The organism is Methylococcus sp. ANG (assembly GCF_040730495.1).
Taxonomy (GTDB): Bacteria; Pseudomonadota; Gammaproteobacteria; order Methylococcales; family Methylococcaceae; genus Methylococcus.
In genome coordinates this window covers 273,438-292,797 of sequence record NZ_CP160399.1, presented here as the reverse complement: position 1 = coordinate 292,797, position 19,360 = coordinate 273,438, and the positions used below count along the sequence as shown (strand labels likewise).

The window sequence follows — 19,360 nt, the reverse complement described above, 5'->3', positions numbered from 1 at the left end:
CTCATTCCGAGTCTTGGCGGAACCGGCGAAAATGAATCTAAGCGCCCAACACGTTTCCTTGGGGCGGCTCGATTGACTCTCGGCCCTCGATTGCCGCCAAACCTGAAAACCTCTCTTCCATGCCCGACAGCCGCTGTTCGAGGCGTGTAAGCGCGTCCAGAACGGACCGCTCGTCGCGGTGGGCGCGCTGGAATGCCGGGTGGTCATTCCACCAATCCAGGCCAATTTCCTTAGCCCTGTCGACGGAACAAACCACGAGGCGCAATTGAATGGTAAGAAGCTCGACTTGCACCAGGTTGATCCGGATATCCCCCGCAATGACGACGCCTTTGTCGAGAATACGTTCCAGGAGGTCCCCCAGAGACGTAGTGTTGGTAGCATGCTGCAGCTTGCGTTGCTGAATAGGCATGAACGTAGTCCTAATCGAAAAGGCGCCCCAGAGGCCCCAGGTCAAGATTCAACTCTTCCGGCTCGAGACCCAATACGTCGCAGAGCCGATCGATCTCCTGTGTCTGCTGCATCAGGGCCTGTCCTAAGCGCTCTATCTCTTCGTCGCTCAGTCCCCCTGATTCCACCCGCCTCAAAGCTTGCCGCTCGAGCAGCTCGTGGAGCAGCTTGACCAGGGTCAGAACCAATTGCGCCAAACCTTTTGCCGCTTTTTCCCCGCCAAGCTGAATGTCTGGGACCTGCTGCTCAGGCGCCGCTCCTTCAGCAGCGCCCTCCTCCCCGACGGCCGAAAGAGCGATTCGGATGCTGTGGCTCACGGCCAGCCCCGGCTTTCCTCGGCAGAGCTGACAACGATCTGACACTGGAGCCGGAGCAGGTCTATGTCCGCCACCGTCAACGTCGCGTCGGCAACCACCACGACACCCGTGGTCAACAATCTGTCTAAGGCGTCGCACAACGACGCGGGAGCGGCGGTACCGTATTTCCGAACGGACCCCGGGAGATCCGGGCCGGATTCGGCGATCACTCGCCTAGTGCTCGCTGGACCGGCCATAGCCCTGCTCCTCCAGTTCGTCCATCCGGTCGAGCAGTTGCTTTTCACGCCGGTCGAATTCTTGTTCGGAAATTTCCTGCCGCTCCAGCATCAGGTGCAAGCGGCCAAGTTCCGAGGTTATGGTTTCATATTAGAGTTGTTTCCGATGATAACCGCATGATTACAAAGAAATTTTTAGATTCCAAAGGCCAGCGCCAAGCCCGAAAAAGCTATCTATGAATAGACTGAGTCGGTTTCTAATGCGATGCATCAAGCAATGAAAGGTCTTCATTCCTCCAATGGAGTGTTCGACGGAGATGCGAGTTCGCGCTTGCTTTTTGTTCTCGCGCCTTTGTTGATCTGCCAACGCGGGATGAGGATTGTTCTTGGAGGCTCTGGGTTTCTTATGAGGCAGGTGAATTCTGGCTTTATTCCCATAATCGGAAGCGGCCCCCAAGAACCCCAAATCCAACCAGACATCGGCACCGTCAAACCATGATAAGGCAGGATCGAACCATCGCTTCATCAGCGCATAATCATGAACACTGCCGGCCACGATACTTCCAACGAACAAAATTTGCCGTGCCAGGGTCGAAATGACTAGGGTTTTAACCGTATGGCGTTTTTTTTACCGCTATAGTGGGCTTTCTGCTGATCGTCATCCTGCGGCCTGACGCAACTGCATTCCACCCCGTCAATGATGATATCTCCATGTTTTTCAATCAGCTTCATCATCTCTCCCGGGGTCGTCAGCTCCCGCTCGGGCAGCAGATCAAGTTTCGCCAGGCTGCGCCGTAACACGGGCAGAAGTTGCGCCACATGGCGATGCGCGTGTCCCGAGCTGAAGCCAAAATGAAAGCCCAGGACATCGAAGGTACAGTAGGTCTTGAGGTAATGCAAAATGAAGAACAGCTTCTTATCTATCCGATCGAGATAGCCCACATGGCCACCTTTGGGTACCCGTTTTATTTCGCCTTGCTGAACGCGTTCTTGCTGAATCTCCGCATGAGCCTCCTCAAAGATAGGGCAAAGCTTGGCGAATTGCGCCTTACTCATTCCGATCAGGGCTCTGACGGTACGCTCACTGGTTTCTTCCATGAACTTTTCAAAAATCATTGGCTGACATCATTCGATTGTTGTTAATTGTTTTATACCACAACAAATCCATTTATTTCAACGGAAGCAACTCTATTCATCCCGCAAGGCCTGTTCCGCAGCCTTCTGCACCTCGCGAAATACCCACATGAGCCCCCTCACAGGGGCGAACGCCAAATTGTCGACCACTAACATCGAATTCTCCCCTGCTCCAAACAACAATTTTAGTCGAGATATGTAAACTACAAGTCGAGTTCCATGCTTACGAAGTTATAGGGTGCCCAAGGCCCGCTATATTGAAATGTAAAACGATCATCAAATTCATCTGCTATCTTTTCAGCCCCCCGTTCGAACTCAGGGAGTTTTTCCCGGTCAACCAGAAAGGCAAGGTTAGCGATCTCTTTATCGCCCTTGACCGTGTTGGAATGAATCTCGAAACAAAACGGTGCCAGGGCCGCCTCGATTTTTTCCAATGACGCGCTTCTTGTATCCTCGAGCAGTTCCGCAAATTGCCGTCCCAACTCGATTTTCTCACTGTGCGCCCCTCCTGCGTATTCCGGCCCAACGTGACCGCCGATTCCGTTTGATCGTGACCGCCCATGCCGGGTGAACGTGACCGGCGATTCCGTTTGATCGTGACCGATTTTGGCCTTCCGGCCGGAATCGGTGGTCACGATGCCGGAAATCGCGGTCACGTTCCCGGAATCACCTCAGCCGCGCTGGAATTTCTCAACCCCAACAGGCATAGAGCCGCCCTTTTACTTTCGAAGGGGGCGACATGCCGGCAAAGAGGAGTTCCATGCGACACATCACCGAGATTCTGCGCCTCAAGCACGAGGCGAAGCTCAGCCACGAGAAGATCGCCCGGGCGCTGGGCGTCTCCAAGGGCGTGGTCAGCAAGTACGTGAGCCTCGCCCAGGCGAAGGGCGTTGCTTGGCCGCTGCCCGGGGCGATGGACGAGGCGGCCCTGGAGCGGTTGCTGTTCCCCGCCCCCACGGCCCCGGCGCGCTTCGTGGAGCCGGACCTGCCGCGCCTTCACCACGAGCTCAAGCGCAAGGGGGTGACCCTGCAGCTGCTGTGGGCCGAGTACGTGGCGACCCACGGCGAGGCCGCTTACCGTTACAGCCAGTTCTGCCACCGTTACCGGCTCTGGCAGGGCCAGCAGCGGCGCAGCATGCGCCAGGTTCACCACGCCGGCGAGAAGCTCTTTCTCGACTACTGCGGCCCCACCGTTCCGGTGATCGACCCCGCCACCGGCGAGCTGCGCCAGGCGCAGGTGTTCGTCGCCGTGCTCGGCGCCTCCAGCTACACCTACGCCGAGGCCACCTGGACCCAGGCGCTGCCGGACTGGATCGCCTCCCATCAGCGCGCCCTGCGCTACTTCGGCGGCACCCCCGCGCTGTGGGTGCCGGACAACCTGCGCGCGGCGGTGAGCCAGCCCTGCCGCTACGCCCCCGAGCCCAACGCCACCTACGCCGAGCTGGCCCGCCACTACGGCGCCGCCATCCTGCCGGCGCGCCCTTACCAGCCGAAGGACAAGGCCAAGGTGGAGGTGGCCGTGCAAGTCGTGGAACGGTGGATTCTGGCCCGGCTGCGCCATCGCACCTTCCACTCCCTGGCGGCCCTCAACCAGGCCATACACGAGCTGCTGGAGTCACTCAACGGCCGCCCCTTCCAGCGCCAGCCCGACAGCCGCCGCGACCTGTTCGAGTCCCTCGACCGGCCGGCCCTCAAACCCCTGCCGCTGGTGCCTTACGAGTACGCCGAGTGGAAACAGGTCAAGCCCGGCATCGACTACCACGTCGAGTTCGGCGGTCGCCTCTACAGCGTGCCCCATGCGCTGGTCGGCCAGGTGCTGGAGCTGCGCGCCACCGCCACCAGCATCGAGGTGCTGCACCGGGGACACCGCGTCGCCGCGCACCCGCGCCAGGGCGCCGGCCGCTTCTCCACCCTCCCCGAGCACATGCCCAAGTCCCACCGCGAGCACCGCCAGTGGTCACCGGGGCGCTTCATGAACTGGGCCAAAGACATCGGCGTAGCGACGCTGCACGTGGTCGAACACCAGCTCAACAACCGGCCCCATCCCGAGCACGGCTACCGCGCCTGCCTGGGCCTGCTCAATCTCGCTCGGCGCTACAGCCGAGCGCGGCTGGAGGCGGCCTGTGCGCGGGCCTTGGCCATCCAATCACCGTCCTATCGCTCCGTCAGCTCCATCCTCGACAAGGGGCTCGACCGCCAGCCGCATGAGGCCCATGACGAGACCGCCGCGGCGCTGCCGGCCCACGGCAACGTGCGCGGTCCCGACTACTACAACTGAAACCCGTTACAACAGGAGACAAAACCATGCTCACCCAGCAAACCCTGGACAAGCTCCACACCCTGCGCCTCACCGGCATGCGCGAGGCCTTCGAACAACAGCTCGAACAGCCCGCCACCCACGATCTCTCCTTCGACGAGCGCTTCGCGCTGCTCGTCGACCGGGAGCTGCTCTACCGCGACAACCGCCGCCTCAGCCGTTTGCTCAAGGACGCCAAGCTGCGCCTTGCCGCCTGCATCGAGGATATCGACTATCGCCACCCCCGCGGCCTGCATCGTCCCCCAATGGCCGCGCTCGCCGAAGGCTCTTGGCTGCGCGCCCATCACAATCTCTGCCTCACCGGCCCCACCGGCACCGGCAAGACCTATCTCGCCTGCGCCCTCGGCAATCAGGCCTGCCGCCAGGGACTAGCCGTCCGTTACCTGCGCCTGCCTCGGCTGCTCGAACAGCTCGCCGTCGCCCGCGGCGACGGCTCCTATTCCCGGCTCATGAACCAGCTCGCCCGCACCGACCTGCTCATCCTCGACGACTGGGGCATCCAGCCGCTCACCGCCTCTCAGCGCAACGACCTCATGGAGTTGATCGAAGACCGCCACGGCCTGCGCTCCACCCTCATCGCCAGCCAGCTGCCGGTCGAGCACTGGCACGACTACCTCGGCGAGCCCACCCTCGCCGATGCCATCCTCGACCGCCTCCTGCACAACGCCCACCGGCTACCCCTGACCGGCGAGTCGATGCGCAAAACCACCGCCGGCTTGACCCAACGTGACCGGTCCAAGTAAAAAACCAACCTCCAGCGCGGCATGAGATCCCCGGCGGTCACGATCACCGGAATCAACGGTCACGTTCGCCGGAATGCGCACCTCCACCCCTGAGCGCCATCTGGTCACGCAGCGCAAGGATTTCTGGCGATTGTGCAATCAGATATTCGTAGGTATCCGGCGCATCGAGCGCTACCCGCAAGCCCATTTCCACTTTGCCGCCGAGCTCACGCAGCTGTTTGACTAACCGTGACTGATAGGTTTTCAGCATCTTGCTGACCGCTTTCCGGCTCTCCGCAACCGTGCCGAAAGCCATGGGAAGAACGGTATCAGTGGCCATCAAGCGCCGAAGGACATCTTGATGAGCGGCGATGTTGCGTCGCTCGGGACGGATTTTTTGCTGGTCAACGTCACTCAGGATCGCGGCCAGATCCCCTTCCACCAAGGCATAAACGGAGCCTCCGGCGATCCCCGCAAGCGGCTCGTCGATGCGAACCGACGCCTTCGAAACGGCGTAGAGATAAACGCCTTGCGCTGCCTTCGAATGGGATCTAGCCATCGCTCAGGCTCCCTCGACGACCCGAACTTCGGTCTGAGGACTCTGAACCTGCTGGCATGCGCCAGGTAAGCGCAAGCGGCGAATGCTGCCCTCGACAGTGGTGACCTCCAGCAAGGTGCCACAGACCCAGCAACGAACCAAGCCTTCATAATCGTGATACGCCTCGTCCACTTCGAAGTTGTGACCACAGGCAATGCAGTTGATCTTCATCTCACACTCTCCTGGAGCTTTGTACCGATCGGATGTGGTCGTCCCAGCAGGCGGACAGCCAGCGGCGCCTGATTTCCCTGGCGAAAAGGCGCAGCTCCGCCCACTCGCGACGACGGCGGTCCAGTTGATCGAGCCCGATTCCGGTGGACGTTGGATGGGAGCGGAAGCTCTTCAGATGGAGACTGCGTCTGATGTGGGACGCCGTTCTGATGTTCAACATACCGACCTCTTCTTCAATATTTCAGCCTCAAACCGGCGTCAGGTGGCCGCTCGGCTCTTCGGTGGGAAGTCTCCTTCCTTTCCACCGGCTGTCTCGGCAACCCCTGCATATCCAGGGCGGATTCCAGCTTGGATTTCTCAGACTCGATATCGCTCAGGCGCGCATCTATCTCCGCGATCCGGGCTGCGGCGTTTCTTCGCTCCTCCAGCCGCCGGCTCTTTTCCATCTCCAGACAACTGATCTGCATATAAGCGCGGTATGGCGTGAATGTCTGGTGCACACGGCCCGATATCGTTCGAATATTGCTTAACCCCCTACGTAGTTTTGTCATAAACCATCTCCCGCAGGTAAATACGTCGGATTCAGCCTGCCCTCTTCGCACTCTTCGCCGATTTCCTGCTCCCACCGGAAGCCCGATCAACCTCCATTTCCGACGCTGTTTCAGGAATGTCCTGTCCTTCCTCCATGGCCGCGGGACTCCGTAGCGGAAACGAGCGCTTTTCGAACGCCGGACTTGTTGATCCAATGCCAGACTGGCCAACATCCACGCCCAACACGTCCCTGCACACCCACCGGTATACCGGATCGTCGTTTCGGGCTCGAGCATTGTGATACATCAGCACCCGTGCGATCGCTATGCAGGCACGGATCGTCGGCCGGTGGCCGCTATCCCCTCTGATCTGGCGAACCAAATCGACGATCGCGGCAGCGTCTTCAAGCGCAATGCCCGACTTGGCGCGCGTGATCTGAATCTCCGTTTCTTGATCATGGTGACCCACGTCAATGGTGATCATCCGGTCCATGAGTGCGTCTTGCGTCCTATGGACACCCACGTACTCTTCCGGATTCGAAGTGAAGATGGCGCGGAATTGCGGATGGACCTGAATATAACTTCCGCCGGAGTGTTGACGCCGATTCGGCAAATTCAGGATGCCTTCGGCCAGAACGCTGAGGAGAGTGTTGTTCGCTTCGGCCTTGGACCGGTTGAATTCATCGTAAATCAGGGTGTATCCCTCTTCACAGGCGGTGGTCAGCCGGTTGTCCATCCAGAACGTGGTCATCTGCTCTTCGGTCTTGAGCACGGAATGAATGTAGTTGTCCACGACGCGGGATTTACGATATCCGGAACCTCGTCCCACCAGATCCGAGCCGGTAAATTCGTCGTCGCCATGAAGCAGCATCACCGGACGTGCAAGTTGTGCGGCGACATGCAAAGCCAGCGTGGTCTTTCCAGTACCAGCCGGGCCGGCGAAGTGCACGGCATAGCCGACGGACAAATATGTCAATGCGCGTTCGGTCAACGCCTGCACATAGGGTGTATTGACAAACTCCTCGCTCGCTTCGATCAGGACATTTTCGTTATCCGCGGACAGCTCGAGTACTTCCTCGGCAACGGCAGGGATCGGCAGTTCTTCAACCAGCATATTCATGACGGACTTTTCCTCGCGGTGATTTCATGGCCATCTTGATTTCTTTCGGCTTCTTTAGGCCGGCGGTAGCCAAAAACGGCTGTACTCCAGCGGAGATAAAACCGCTGCCGCGGCAATTCAGGCACGCCAGTCCGGCATTTGACACATCATCTCCGGTACCGTGACAGGTTCCGCATACGGTGGCCGTACCCGGCCAGGCTGGAACGGCGCCCTTCCCCCCGCAGGCTGTACAGGTAAAGGTTTTTATCGAACCGCTCCCCACACAATGAGCGCATACGATATGGGGCACCGTAACCCACACCTTCCCTCTCCCCCCACACACACAACAGGCCGAATACTCCGACGGCACCCCGTAGGGGTCTACTCCTCGGCCTTTGCAAAATGCACATGTAAGCTCTTCAACGTTGTCGCCGGCCATCACGATGACCTCGCTGTCTAGGCAAGAGTTGGTGGGCAGACGCCGGACTGGACGCCCCATTCGGCCCAGCCGGCGATCCTAAAAGAACTCCAAAAAGGCACCCAACGCCCCAATCGGCGTTTCAAGATCTGCCATCCTTGGCGATTTTCTGGAGCAGCTTCGGTCAACCGCGCCAAGCTTGGCGCGCGCCTTTCATATCGTCGGACACCAAGCGTAATAAGTCCTTGACTTGGTGAGAAATATCCCTGACGTACGTCTCCCTCGTCTTGCGCGAGGCTTTCGCCATGTCTGCATGGGCCCGGTGAAAAGCGGCCTGTGTCTTGGCGACATCCTGCTTCAAAGTCGCCACGGCGTCTCTCAAGTCCCGCTGCAGGGCATGGCGTCCTTCGCGCATCGCAGTGATTTCACCGCGAAGCCGAGCCATATCACTCGTCAAACGTCCCATAATCATTCCCCTCTCAACGTTGAAGAAGGACGACTTGCCCGAGCCGGTGAAGACGCAGGCAAGCCTCCCCGTCTCATCTCAGCGCGCTGAGAACATCAGGCCGGCGCAGCAGCACTGGCGGTAAGGCCAATGGCCTCGGCATACTTCAGGTAGGTTTCGACAGAGGCAACGACCACGCGTGCCTCTACGGACAGCAGTTCGATGCCGACCAGCGAGACCTTGGCCCAGACGTCGACGACGATCCCTTTATCCAGGATGCGGTCAACAACTTCGGCCAGGCTCGAAGAGTCAGTAGATTTCTGGATCTTAGCCATGGAGATTCCTCCTAAATGGGGTTACTGAACGTTGCGGTTGATGACCGGTGTCGCGACAGGGTCATTGTAGAGAGAGCAACCATCGTGCCAATAGCGGATTTCAATCCAAGTCTTTGTTTAAGCGTCCGCTGTAACCGAGCTGAAACGGAAGCCCTGTGGTTGTTGGAATCGGAATCCATAGGAGTGGAGGAACGCAATTCCATATAACCCGAATTCGGCTGGGCACCACTGACAGCCAATGCTTTGAAGACACCACCAGGAACCCGAAACGCAACCATGAACACCTCACGTTCAAATCCTCCGATTCACGCTTCGCGTGCAAACCATCAGACGCTCTTCGTACTTGCCGCGATCGTTCTCGGCGTCATCGCCGGGGAGGTCCTGAATCTCGCCATCGGCAAAGGCGAGGCGCTGACCGGCATTACGAACGTGTTCGGCGCGATGACGGACGTTTTCATGCGGCTGATCAAGATGATCATCGCGCCGTTGGTGTTCGCCACCCTCGTGGCCGGCATGGCGAAGATGGGGGAAGGCCGCGCCGTGGGGCGGGTGGGCGGCAAGGCGATCCTGTGGTTCTTCTCGGCCTCGCTGGTGAGCCTCGTGATCGGCATGGCCCTGGTGAATCTGCTCGCGCCGGGCGAGGCGCTGCACCTGGAGCTGCCGGCGGCCGGCGCCGACACGGGCTTGCAGAAGCACGAGCCCACGCTGGCCTCGTTCGTCGCCCACGTCGTCCCCAGGAGCCTTTTCGAAGCGATGGCGCAGAACGAGATACTGCAGATCGTGGTGTTCTCGATTTTCTTCGGCATCGCCTGCGCCCACCTCGGCGAGCTGGCCCAGCCCACGGTGCGGCTGCTGGATTCCCTCGGCCATGTGATGTTGAAGGTCACCGGCTACGTGATGCACTTCGCGCCGGTCGCGGTGTTCGCCGCCATGGCCTCGATGGTCGCCAAGAACGGTTTCGGCGTACTGGGCTCCTACGGCATCTTCATCGGCGAGTTTTACCTCGGCCTGGCCGTGCTGTGGACGGTGCTCGGCGGCGTCGGCTTTGTGCTGCTGGGCCGGCGGATCGCCAGCCTGCTGCGGCATGTCCGTGAACCGGCGTTGATCGCCTTCGCCACGGCCACCAGCGAAGCGGCCTATCCCAAGCTGCTGCAGCAACTGGAACGTTTCGGCTGCCCCGAGCGCATCTGCGGCTTCGTGCTGCCGCTGGGCTATTCCTTCAACCTGGACGGCAGCATGATGTACATGACGTTCGCCGTGCTGTTCATCGCCCAGGCCTACGGCGTTGCGATGGCGCCGGCGGATCAATTGCTGATGCTGCTGGTGCTGCTGTTTACCAGCAAGGGGATTGCCGGGGTGCCGAGGGCGTCCCTGATCGTCATCGCCGCCACCCTGGACATGTTCGACCTGCCGGCGGAAGGTCTGCTCCTGTTGCTGGGGATCGATCAGGTACTGGACATGGGACGCAGCGCGACCAACGTGTTCGGCAACAGCGTGGCCGCGGCGGTGGTGAGCCGGTGGGAAAAGGCGCTGAAGTGAGGCTTCCCGCCTCTTCCCTTCCCGGTTTGGGCTAGTTCAGATCGTCGTCCTTGTAGTACTTGGCGCCGGCGACACTGATGCCGACGATGGCGCCGGCTTCGCTGATCTGGTACATCGTCACGCCCGGCGACACCGACACACCCAACCGTCCGCCCGCCCCCTGGGTGGTGGTCTGCAAGGCGGCTTCGGTGTTCCCGCCGAACTCCCAGCCGGAATTCACGAACGTGTCGAAGGCTTCCCGCGTGTCGAACAGGAACACGACGCGGAACTTCTGTGCCCCGAAGCCCAGGCCTGGCGACAGCTCGAACATCTTCATGAAGGTTGCCTTCTGGGTCGCATTGTTGATGGCGACGCCTTCGCCGTGTGAACCGCCGCCGAAGAGAATTTTCATCCCGAAATCGCTGAATACCGCGTAACCGGCCGACTTGCGGACGCGCGCCCTGGCCTCGGGATAGCTCTGGTAGAGCTGCGCCAGGGTCTGGTTTGCCATCGAGCGGATTTCCGCCCGTTGGGCTTCTTTTTCGGCGCGAGTCAGGGGCTGCGACGCGCAAGCGGACAAGAAGAGAACGAAAACGGCGAACAGCGCAAATGCTTTCGGGGTTCTAGTCATCTGGAGTCTTTCCTTCGCTGGAGTTGTTAAAAATGTAGTCAGACAAAACCTGCGGCATCAGTTTAATCCGAGCGTGCCCCGGTCAATACCTGCTAAATCTACCAAATTGCCTTGGCATAGAACGCCCGCACAATTTCGTCCTTACTGAGCAAAGGCAAATCGAACAGCTTCGCCGTGGCGACGATCGTCCGGTCGGCCGGATCGCGATGCTCCCACTGCAGTTCGAGATTCGCCATCCAATGGTCCGCGTCAACCGGAACGATCTTCAAGCCCTTCACGAGCTGGAGCCGGCGGACATAATCGGCGAAGTCTATGCCGAGATCGAGCTGGCCACGTTTGACCTTGATGCCGACCTCCCACAGGGAGATGGAACTGATAGCCGCACCGGCTGAGGCGATGGCGTCGCAATGCCGCTTGGCGATTGCGGAAAGCTTGGCCGGATCCAGCGTCCACCATACCAGCACGTGGGTATCGAGAACGACCATCAGGTGATTCCCCATTCTTCAGTCGTGGGCGCCAGTAAATCACCGTGATAGGCGATCTTACCCCGCACGTCGGCAAAAGCTTCGTCCACCGTCATTTCCCGATGATAGGGAACGACTTTCAGCACCGGCTGGCCGTTGCTGGTAACGACCAGTTCCTCGCCGCTGGCTTCGATATCCCGAAAAAATTCGAGCATGTGCGCCTTCAAGACACTCTTGGATACGACCTTCATCATCGAGCCCCGGATACGACTATAGTCATTACTATGATCATAACAAGGATATGCGTCAAGGCACCTAAACTTCCCGCAAACTCTCCGCCGGCTCGATACGGAGCACGTCCGCCACGCCGATCAGCGAGGCGATGACGGCGAGCGCTTCCGTCAACAGCGCCGCTATCGCCCCATCGCGCAGCAGCAGGCGGCACACGAATTCTTCCCTGGCAAGGTCTGCCTGGAAGGTCCGGTTGATCGCCTCCGCCGCGGCGAAATAGGCGGAGAACGACAGCGCGATCCCAACGGCGGCGACGCCTGCGGCCTGGAAGGCGGGGAAGCCGGCGAGCAAGGCATTGCGGATGCCGACCAAGCGCAGAAGGGCCAGTTCGCGCCGCTTGCGCTCGACGTTGGCCCAGAGGCTGGCGCCCAGTGACAGCACGCAGCCGGCGATGCCGACGCCGGCGATCAGACGGAACAGGAAGCTCAGAGCATGGTCGACGTTCCTGACCAGTTCGATGTCCTTGCTGCGGGTGGAGACGTCGTAGCCTTGCCCGCGCAGCGACTCGGCCAGCACCGGCACGGCTTCCAGACTACGCGCATAGAGCCGGAGCCGGGCATAGCGGGACGAGCCGGAGGTGTAAGACGTGCCGTCGGCAACGCCCAGCTCGGGCACGGCGTAACCGTCACGGTAACGTTCCAGGGCTTCCAGCAGGGGGAGCGCCACGAACGCACCCCAGCCGGAATAATGGGATTCGGCCAGCACGGCGCTCACGCGCAGCGGCAGCCTCAGCACCTGCCGCTGCTGGTGGAGATTGCGGTAGACGACGCCTTCCACCCTCATCCCGGCCGAGACGCCGAGTCTGCCGGCCGCCTCATGGGTCAGGGCCAGTTCGCCCATCCCTTCCGGAACCGCATCCGCGGCGCCGAACAGCGGATCGCCCTTGTCCGTGGGAATCAGGTCGACGTCCTGCAGGCCTTTCCCATCGGCTGCGGCGAGGTCCAGGGTAGCGGCCAGGGTTCGGGTGCTGGGCACCGCGAAGCCGACTTGCGGATCCGAACGGAGCCGTGCCAGCCAATCGCGGTCCAACGAACCGTTCAGCCGCCAGACGATCTCGAGGTTGCGCGGATCGGATTTCAGCCGCGCCGTCAGCGTGTCGACGATGCCGGACTTCAGGCCGAACAGCACCAGCAGGGGCGCCAGCACGGCGGCGATCGCCAGCGCCAGGCAGAGCGTTACCCGCCATTCGTGGAGCAGGTCTCGGCCGGCGAGCCCGGCGACGCTACGCAGTTGGCACACGGCATCACGCATCGGCTACCCGCTCCAGGCGGCTGCGGCAACCGTCGGGGCCGGGTTCCGGCAACACCCGGATTTCGGCCAGTCCCAGCCGGCGCACCAGCGCCCAGTCGTGGGAAACGATCACGAGGGCGATGCCGAATTCCGCCGCCAATTCCAGCATCAGCCGGCAGACTTCCAGCGCCTGGGGCGGATCGAGCGCGGCGGTGGGTTCGTCGGCCAGCACCAGGGCGGGCCGGTGGGCGAAGGCGCGGGCGATGGCGGCCCGCTGGCGTTCCCCCACCGAAAGGGCGCGGGGCTTCTTGGCTTTGAGACGAGTCAGTCCCAGGCGGGCCAGCAGCTCGCCGGTCAGCGCGTCCGGTTTCAGCCCCAACAGGCGGCGAGACAGCTCCACGTTTTCCCGCAAGTCAAGGAAAGGCAGCAGGCCGCCGGTCTGCAACACATAACCGAGGTGCCTGGAACGCAGGGCGGCGAGTCCGCCGTCTCCGCCGGAACGCCACAGCGCGGCCACGTCTTGGTCGAGAAACCGGAACGCATCCGCCCGATCCGGGCGCAGCACCAGCCCGAGCAGGTCGAGCAGGGTGCTCTTGCCGGAGCCGCTGGGGCCGGTGACGGCCAGGCATTCACCTTCGCGTAGGGACAAACCCTCGACCGCCAGCGTGAAAGCTCCCTCGCCTTCGCCCCGGCGCCGCTCGACGCCCGCGAGCTCCAGCAACGGCATCACGGCAAGGCGCCGATCGGCACCGGGTAGACCGCTTCGCTGGGGTCGTTCGAGCCGTCCAGCATCACCCAGCGGTCGGCATCGTCGTGGTATATCTGGTAGTGCCGCAGCTTGCGGCGCAGCCCGTCGAGGAAGTCCTCCTGCTGGCGCTGGCTCCACTGCTCCCATTGGTCGGAAGTCAGGTTCATCACCGCGCTCTTGTAGGGCAAGCCTTCCAGGTATTCGCCGAGCAGGCCGAGTTCGGCCAGTTTGCGGGCCTTGGGGTCGGCCAGCTTGGCGGGATCGCGCACCAGATGCGCCGCCGAGGACCGCAGCAGGTCGAAGAAGGCGGCGGTGCCGGTGGTCTCCTGCGACTTCTCGCCCTGGTCGAGGATGAGCTTGACGGTCTGGCTGAGATTGCTCAGTTCGTTCTTGGTCAGCAGCACCCGCACTTCGGTGGCGGCCAGCTCGGGGTGGGCGTAGTCGCGGTCGCACAGCCAAGCCTGGAACAGATTGGGCGCCTGCGTACCCTTCTCCCGGCCGAGATAGGCGAGCTGCATGGCATGCCCCAGCAGCAGGGCGTCGCTGGTGATCCGTTCGCTCTCGTCCTTCGGTTTGGCGCTCGCCGCGGTGCGCGCGCTACCGGCCACCATCTGGCCTTGCGAAGCCCCTTCCACCAGCTTGGCCATGGTGTCGGCCAGCGAATCGACGATCTTCCCGAACCTGCCCACGTCGCCGGATTCGACATCGTAATACAGCGGCCGGCCGGCGACTTGGTTCTGGGTCAGGGCCTTGTACTGGCCGGCAGCCTTGGCATGGTCGGCCTTGCCGGCGGGCGTCTTCAGGTGCAGTCCGAACAGAGCCACACCGAGCTGCTCGGCTTCGATGCGGACCTGCTCCGCACCCAACTTGGTCTGGGACAGCGGGTCGTTGCCGTCGATGGCCCCGGCATCGGTGATGAGGACCACGTAGCGTCCGCCGAATTCGCTCCATTTGATCTTTTGCAAAGCGGTCATCACGCCGGCGTAGGCGTCCTCGTCGAAGGCCGAGCTCGACACCTTGGCCGGGCTGAGGCTCGCGATCTTGGCGAGAAAATCCTTGCCGGTCTTCACTTCGCTGGGATCGGCGAACACCTTGGAGACGTATTCCAGCCCCGGCACCGCCTGGGTGCTGGACCGGAAGGCGACCAGCCCGAAGCGGACCTGGTCGGCCAGCCCGGCTTTCTCGATCCTGGCGTAGACCCGGCGCACGGCGTCGCGGGTACGGTCGATGTACGGCCCCATGGAGATGGTCGAATCGATCACGAACACCACCGCGGCGCTGAAGCTGCGCAGCACCGAAGGCGCGTCCTGGGCCTTGCGCTGGGCTTCCGCCGGTGAAGTCTCGCCGGACTTGGCGGTGACCGAGGCGACCTCCAGTACCCGCACGTTGCGGGGCGAGGTCAGCTCCTCCGCCTGCAGGATGGGCAACAGGTAGAATTTCCTGGCCGGATCGACGTATTCCTGGGGCTCCACCGAAATCAGCCGAGGATCGGGTTTGCCGGATTCCACCGTCTTCAGGATGGACGCGGCCGCGGCGCCGGGATCGGCCGCCTTGAGCACCTCCAGCACGCCATCCTTCTTCTCGAACAATAGCGCCCTGGAACGGTTCGCCGGGTTGGTGAACGCCAGCGTCAGTTGCTGGTTCCACGGCACGCTCTGGGCGGCATCCAGCCAACCGTCGATCTTGCCACGGGCATTGCCGCCGACTTGCAGCCATTCCTTGCCGTCCAGGGTTTCCCGCTCGTAGACGTAGTAGCGCGACAGCGCCGCCGCGGGCTTGCCGTCGGTCTTCCCCGGATTGGGCACGATGCGGGCGCCGGGGCGGGTCAGGACGCGCTGGTAGAGGGTCTTCTTGCCGGGCATCAGCAGGGGCTCGGCGGCGAAAACCGGCGCCATGAACAGAACGGCGACCAAGCCGAATACCCTCAAGCGCAGTTTCATTTCGCCTTCTCCTCGCATTCCTTCAACAGTGCCTCGGCGGCCGCATCGCCCGGCGCTTCCAAAACGAACTTCCTCAGCAGTTCCAGGGCGTGGGACAGGAAGGCCGGGTCCCGGGTGTTGCGGCAGTACAGTCGCCCCGCCGCGAGCCTGCCATCCTTGTCTCCGGTGCGGGCCGCCTCGTCGTACCAGTAGGCCGCGGTTTCCCAGTCGGCGTTCGCCGCGGGGCTGGTTTCGGCGGACCAGGTGTCCGGATCGTACATCCGCGCCAGTTGGATATAGGCCTTGGGCGCGCCCAGCTCGGCTGCCTCCTGGAACAACTGGCGGGCGGCATCCGGCTGGCGCGCAGCCAGGCTCTTTTCCGCGGCGGCGAGGCAATCCTCGGCGCTTAAGCCCGTGCAATGCCGGGGCGGTGAAATAGGCTGAACTTCGGCCTTCTGCTCCGGTTTCGGCCCCGCGGCTTGGCACCGCGGACCCGGCAGCGCGGGGATCCGGCAATCCCACCAGGCCCAAGCGCCCGCGCCGGCTAGCACCAGCAGCAGGGCGAATCCGTACCAGAGGCGGCGCGACGAACGAGGAACAGGCAGCGGAACCGGCTCGGGCGGCGGCTCCGGCTCAGGCATGGGCTCGGGTTCGGGAACCAGCTCAGGCTCCGGAACCGGTTCGGGTTCCGCTTGGGGCAAGGGAGCCGGTTTGGCCTCGAAATAAGCGCCGGAGCCGAGCAAAGGCCGCTGAATCCGCAGAACGCAAGGGTAGCGGGCGCCGTCCACCGACAGTGTCAGGCGGAACACCACGCTGTGGGGCTGGCTGACGATAAGGTCGACGATTTCGGGGCCGACCGGGATTTCGTGGGGGATTGGGGGGGCTTGGGCGGGTGCGGCTTCGATATCCCTCCCTTCGCCGATACCGGCCGGCCCCGCGTCCACCTCATGCCAACATTCCTGCGCCTGCCAGCCTCCATCCCGCCCCAGAAAAGGCGCCGAGCCCTGGTTGCGCTCCAGACAGAATTCGAGCCTGCCACCCGTCTGCTCCAGCCCGCCGATCCGGATCAGCCCGTGGCCGGGACCCATGACCGGGTCGTTGACCAATTCGCACTTGATCGCCATCGCCGCCTCCCTCAGTGTCCGGCCACGATACCCAGCGTCGCCAGGATTTCGCCCAGCCGCAGATTCTGCTCCGGCGTGATCTCGCGGCCGGCGCTGTGGCCGGCGTTGTCCATCGCCAGTCTGCGGAAGGCTTCCAGCCAGTCGACGATGAAGGCCGCGGGGTAATTCAGCTCCTCCGCCCCGAGCTGCGGAAGCGCCGCGGCGGTAATGGGCGCCGGCGGCTCGAACAGCCTGCGCCCGCCCAGCGGCGATTCGGGCCGGGCAACAACGGGCGTATCGGCCCATCCCAGCAAGTCGACGAAATCACCGATGACCCGCCGCACTGCCATCACCTGCTGGTCGACGATGCCGATGCGGGTGGTGCCGCGCATCTCTTCCAGCGGACGCAAGGCCTCCACCAGCTTCCTTTCCAGCTTGTGGCGGTCGGTGCCGGTGACCAGCTCGTCGCTGACGATACGCGCCGCCCCCTCGCCCAGCCCCAAATAGCGCAGCAAATCTGCCTGCTCCGGCAAGGCCCGGAGCTGGCGGATCCAGGCCGAGACCGCGGCCTTGGCGAAATTCTCGGCGCGGCCGCTGCGTTCCGGCACCGGCGCCGCTTCGGCGGCTTTCGCTACCGGCAGGTTGATGAGGCCGCGGCGTGCCGGCGCCGGCTTGGCGGCATCGGCTTCGCCTTCTTGGCCGGTAGCGTCCGCGGCGAGATACAGCCGCCGCAACTGCTCGGCGGCGGGATGCAGGCGGTAGAGCAGCTCGCCGAAGCCGTCCGGGGACTCGACCACGGCCTGGTAGAGCTGCTCGGCGCAGCGCTTCTTCTTTTCGACCTCGCCCGCGCCTTCGGCCTGGAAATACGGCAGCAGCCGGTGTTCGCCGATTTCCTGCTGGATCTTCACGACCTGCTCCCCGATCCGGCTCCACTTTGCATCGAGCAGGCAGACGGTGCGCAGGTACTCGGCCAGCCGGGTCATGCCGCCGTCGTTGACGCTCAGCACCGCGTCCCAGGCCGCGCCGGCATCGCGGACATGGCGCTGCACCGCTTCGTTGTTCAGGAAATAGTCACGCTGTCCCGCCAGCCTCTGTCGTTCGTCCTCGGACAGAAAATCGGTTTCCATGCCTTCCGCATCGACCTTGAATGCACTGCGCAGCATGCCGGGCTTGCGCACCAGGAACACGTTGTCGAACGGCTTGCCATCGGTCCAATCGTTCAGCCAGTCGCACTGGGCGAAGCGCTCCAGCAGAGTGATGTGGACCATGTTGGCCCACTCCTGCCGCTGCTGTACGGCGGTCTGGCCCGGCTTGGCCTCCAGCCGGCGGTCGAGCTGGGTGACCACCCAGACCAGCCCCGGCGGACGCGCGCCGCGGTCGGCCGGCGTCTCGCCCTGGGTGCCGTGGACCCAGGCCGACAGGGCCGGCGCCAGCGAGGTGACCTCGATCTGGCTGTCGCAGCGGGTGCACATCAGGAGCACGTTCATCTCCTGATCCTCGGTATAGCGCTCGAACAGATAGGCGACCTTGGCCCGCAGCATGAGCTGCGCCACCGGGTCGGCGTCCTCGCGCTTGAGCTGCTTGCGCACCTCCTCCAGGTCGGCGATATCCAGCCGGCCGCGGTAGCCGGGGAAGTCCAGCAGGTCGACCTCCTCCAGCAGGCCGATGGCCGGGGCGTCGGCCAGCACGAAGCGCAGCTCCGCCGTCAACGCCGCCAGCACCGGGCGCGATACCGCCGCCTCGGCCAGAGTTTGGTCCTCGCGCTGGGGCAAGACCTTCAAGCTTTCGCCGCCATCCTTGCCCAGCTTGTCCAGCACGTCCACGTTGAGGATGCTGTCCGCCCGCCAGGCCAGTTCGCTCCCGGTCTCGGACACCAACGCGGCCAGCGGCACGAACACCGTGCCGGCGTGCGACATCCGCGCCAGGGCCTCGGCCAGCAGGCGGTAGGCGCGGGTCAGGTCGGGAATTTCGCCCCACAGCACCGAAAGCAATTCCGCCCGGTGTTCGGTCCGCAGCCGCGGCGCGAGTTCGATCACCTTGGGCCAGTAGTCGGCGCGCAGGGGCGCGAAGGATTTCTCGAAGCGGCGCTCGAAATAGTCGATGAGGTCGATGACCTCGTCGCTGCTCAGGCCCCCGGTCGGTTCGGGCTGGGCCAAGGGTTCCAGCCGTCCCAGCAGGGCGCGGAGCTTTTCCGGATCGGTGTCGAAGCTCACCCGCTCCCGGTCGAAGTCGTTGAAGAAGCTGTTGCCCAGGATCTTGGCGATGTCGCCTTCCGAGAACAGGGTCAGCTCGACCGGGAATCCTTGCGGTGCACCCCCCGGCTTGCGGGTGAAGCGCGTCACCAGCCCCGTCGCCTCCTTGCCGCCGCCGGGCGGATTCAGATGGCCGATGAAATCGACGCGCTTGCCGTCCAGCAGTGTCTGCAGATCGCCCTCGGCGGAACGCGCCAGCGTGGAAATCAGATACGACTTGCCGGCCTGCGACATGCCGAAAACCCCGGCGGAAAACGGACGCTTGGCCGCGGCCCCCAGGCGCCGGCACAGATTGCGCGAACGCCGGAGCTTCTCGATCAGGCCGTCCCCCTCGCGGTCCAGCCGCTGGGCGTTGTTGCGCACCTCCGCCACCCAATCCAGCGCCTCCCCGGCGCCACGGAAGATCGCGTCGCAACGCTCGGTCAGTGACTTGTCGTCCCAGTTCGTCATTCGAAT

The 19,360-nt window shown here is 62.9% G+C and carries 24 protein-coding genes; 3 read left to right on the top strand and 21 right to left on the bottom strand.

The annotated features are described in order from the left end of the window. Nucleotides 1–37 precede the first annotated feature (37 nt). From ABZN20_RS01350 to ABZN20_RS01320, 7 genes are all read right to left on the bottom strand, one after another. The gene (locus tag ABZN20_RS01350; RefSeq protein ID WP_218806357.1) at nucleotides 38–409 is read right to left on the bottom strand and encodes a gas vesicle protein; all 372 of its coding nucleotides are present in this window, start codon (nucleotides 407–409) and stop codon (nucleotides 38–40) included. 10 nt (nucleotides 410–419) lie between these two features. Continuing rightward, nucleotides 420–764 (bottom strand): gas vesicle protein K, encoded by a 345-nt coding sequence (locus ABZN20_RS01345; RefSeq protein ID WP_367026541.1) that lies wholly within the window; start codon nucleotides 762–764, stop codon nucleotides 420–422. Continuing rightward, nucleotides 761–1,000 (bottom strand): gas vesicle protein, encoded by a 240-nt coding sequence (locus tag ABZN20_RS01340; protein ID WP_367026540.1) that lies wholly within the window; start codon nucleotides 998–1,000, stop codon nucleotides 761–763. Before ABZN20_RS01340 ends, ABZN20_RS01345 begins: the two co-directional genes overlap by 4 nt. Beyond that, nucleotides 978–1,121, bottom strand: a complete 144-nt coding sequence (locus ABZN20_RS01335) for a gas vesicle protein GvpG (RefSeq protein WP_423246456.1) — start codon at nucleotides 1,119–1,121, stop codon at nucleotides 978–980. The genes ABZN20_RS01340 and ABZN20_RS01335 overlap by 23 nt, the downstream gene beginning before the upstream one ends. A 39-nt stretch (nucleotides 1,122–1,160) precedes the next feature. Beyond that, nucleotides 1,161–1,553: a transposase family protein gene (locus ABZN20_RS01330; protein WP_367025614.1), complete on the bottom strand. Its 393-nt coding sequence runs from the start codon at nucleotides 1,551–1,553 to the stop codon at nucleotides 1,161–1,163. 26 nt (nucleotides 1,554–1,579) lie between these two features. After that, nucleotides 1,580–2,095, bottom strand: a complete 516-nt coding sequence (locus ABZN20_RS01325) for a helix-turn-helix domain-containing protein (protein WP_367025613.1) — start codon at nucleotides 2,093–2,095, stop codon at nucleotides 1,580–1,582. A gap of 221 nt (nucleotides 2,096–2,316) precedes the next feature. Then, nucleotides 2,317–2,769 carry a GvpL/GvpF family gas vesicle protein gene (locus ABZN20_RS01320; protein ID WP_367026539.1) on the bottom strand — a complete coding sequence of 151 codons (453 nt, stop codon included), beginning with the start codon at nucleotides 2,767–2,769 and terminating at the stop codon, nucleotides 2,317–2,319. Nucleotides 2,770–2,852: 83 nt separating this feature from the next. Between ABZN20_RS01320 and istA the strand changes: the two genes are divergently transcribed. Together istA and istB are read left to right on the top strand one after the other, a co-directional pair. Next, a complete protein-coding gene (gene istA / locus ABZN20_RS01315) occupies nucleotides 2,853–4,391 on the top strand; it encodes an IS21 family transposase (protein ID WP_367025277.1) in 1,539 nt (512 codons plus the stop codon). Between the two features lie 26 nt (nucleotides 4,392–4,417). Next, nucleotides 4,418–5,173, top strand: coding sequence for an IS21-like element helper ATPase IstB (istB, locus tag ABZN20_RS01310; RefSeq protein ID WP_367025276.1), 756 nt, complete (start codon nucleotides 4,418–4,420; stop codon nucleotides 5,171–5,173). A 52-nt stretch (nucleotides 5,174–5,225) separates the two neighbouring features. Here istB and ABZN20_RS01305 read toward each other — a convergent pair whose 3' ends face one another. The 6 genes from ABZN20_RS01305 to gvpA all read right to left on the bottom strand — a co-directional run bounded on the left by ABZN20_RS01305 (nucleotide 5,226) and on the right by gvpA (nucleotide 8,748). After that, nucleotides 5,226–5,711: a GvpL/GvpF family gas vesicle protein gene (locus tag ABZN20_RS01305; RefSeq protein WP_367026538.1), complete on the bottom strand. Its 486-nt coding sequence runs from the start codon at nucleotides 5,709–5,711 to the stop codon at nucleotides 5,226–5,228. 3 nt (nucleotides 5,712–5,714) lie between these two features. Beyond that, nucleotides 5,715–5,921 carry a hypothetical protein gene (locus tag ABZN20_RS01300; RefSeq protein WP_367026537.1) on the bottom strand — a complete coding sequence of 69 codons (207 nt, stop codon included), beginning with the start codon at nucleotides 5,919–5,921 and terminating at the stop codon, nucleotides 5,715–5,717. 233 nt (nucleotides 5,922–6,154) lie between these two features. Continuing rightward, a complete protein-coding gene (locus ABZN20_RS01295; RefSeq protein ID WP_218806350.1) occupies nucleotides 6,155–6,472 on the bottom strand; it encodes a hypothetical protein in 318 nt (105 codons plus the stop codon). A 31-nt stretch (nucleotides 6,473–6,503) separates the two neighbouring features. Next, entirely contained in the window at nucleotides 6,504–7,571 is a 1,068-nt protein-coding gene (gvpN, locus tag ABZN20_RS01290; protein ID WP_367026536.1) for a gas vesicle protein GvpN, read from the bottom strand. A gap of 581 nt (nucleotides 7,572–8,152) precedes the next feature. Further along, nucleotides 8,153–8,434, bottom strand: a complete 282-nt coding sequence (locus tag ABZN20_RS01285) for a hypothetical protein (protein ID WP_367026535.1) — start codon at nucleotides 8,432–8,434, stop codon at nucleotides 8,153–8,155. Nucleotides 8,435–8,529: 95 nt separating this feature from the next. After that, nucleotides 8,530–8,748: a gas vesicle structural protein GvpA gene (gene gvpA, locus ABZN20_RS01280; RefSeq protein WP_218806347.1), complete on the bottom strand. Its 219-nt coding sequence runs from the start codon at nucleotides 8,746–8,748 to the stop codon at nucleotides 8,530–8,532. Between the two features lie 276 nt (nucleotides 8,749–9,024). On the opposite strand from gvpA, the gene ABZN20_RS01275 reads away from it, so the two are divergent. Next, entirely contained in the window at nucleotides 9,025–10,287 is a 1,263-nt protein-coding gene (locus tag ABZN20_RS01275; protein ID WP_367026534.1) for a dicarboxylate/amino acid:cation symporter, read from the top strand. A gap of 31 nt (nucleotides 10,288–10,318) precedes the next feature. On the opposite strand, the gene ABZN20_RS01270 is transcribed toward ABZN20_RS01275, so the two are convergent. The 8 genes from ABZN20_RS01270 to ABZN20_RS01235 all read right to left on the bottom strand — a co-directional run bounded on the left by ABZN20_RS01270 (nucleotide 10,319) and on the right by ABZN20_RS01235 (nucleotide 19,354). Beyond that, the gene (locus ABZN20_RS01270) at nucleotides 10,319–10,777 is read right to left on the bottom strand and encodes a YSC84-related protein (protein WP_367026533.1); all 459 of its coding nucleotides are present in this window, start codon (nucleotides 10,775–10,777) and stop codon (nucleotides 10,319–10,321) included. A gap of 218 nt (nucleotides 10,778–10,995) precedes the next feature. After that, nucleotides 10,996–11,397: a type II toxin-antitoxin system VapC family toxin gene (locus ABZN20_RS01265; protein ID WP_367026532.1), complete on the bottom strand. Its 402-nt coding sequence runs from the start codon at nucleotides 11,395–11,397 to the stop codon at nucleotides 10,996–10,998. Further along, complete coding sequence (locus ABZN20_RS01260) at nucleotides 11,382–11,615, bottom strand: type II toxin-antitoxin system Phd/YefM family antitoxin (RefSeq protein WP_367026531.1); 234 nt, start codon at nucleotides 11,613–11,615, stop codon at nucleotides 11,382–11,384. The genes ABZN20_RS01265 and ABZN20_RS01260 overlap by 16 nt, the downstream gene beginning before the upstream one ends. A gap of 61 nt (nucleotides 11,616–11,676) precedes the next feature. Continuing rightward, the gene (locus ABZN20_RS01255) at nucleotides 11,677–12,903 is read right to left on the bottom strand and encodes an ABC transporter permease (protein WP_367026530.1); all 1,227 of its coding nucleotides are present in this window, start codon (nucleotides 12,901–12,903) and stop codon (nucleotides 11,677–11,679) included. Then, entirely contained in the window at nucleotides 12,896–13,609 is a 714-nt protein-coding gene (locus ABZN20_RS01250) for an ABC transporter ATP-binding protein (protein WP_367027597.1), read from the bottom strand. The genes ABZN20_RS01255 and ABZN20_RS01250 overlap by 8 nt, the downstream gene beginning before the upstream one ends. Continuing rightward, a complete protein-coding gene (locus ABZN20_RS01245; RefSeq protein WP_367026529.1) occupies nucleotides 13,609–15,570 on the bottom strand; it encodes a vWA domain-containing protein in 1,962 nt (653 codons plus the stop codon). The genes ABZN20_RS01250 and ABZN20_RS01245 overlap by 1 nt, the downstream gene beginning before the upstream one ends. Next, on the bottom strand, nucleotides 15,567–16,673 hold the full coding sequence (locus ABZN20_RS01240; protein WP_367026528.1) for a hypothetical protein: 1,107 nt from the start codon (nucleotides 16,671–16,673) through the stop codon (nucleotides 15,567–15,569). Before ABZN20_RS01240 ends, ABZN20_RS01245 begins: the two co-directional genes overlap by 4 nt. 11 nt (nucleotides 16,674–16,684) lie before the next feature. Continuing rightward, nucleotides 16,685–19,354 carry a putative virulence factor gene (locus ABZN20_RS01235; protein WP_367026527.1) on the bottom strand — a complete coding sequence of 890 codons (2,670 nt, stop codon included), beginning with the start codon at nucleotides 19,352–19,354 and terminating at the stop codon, nucleotides 16,685–16,687. Between the last annotated feature and the right edge of the window lie 6 nt (nucleotides 19,355–19,360).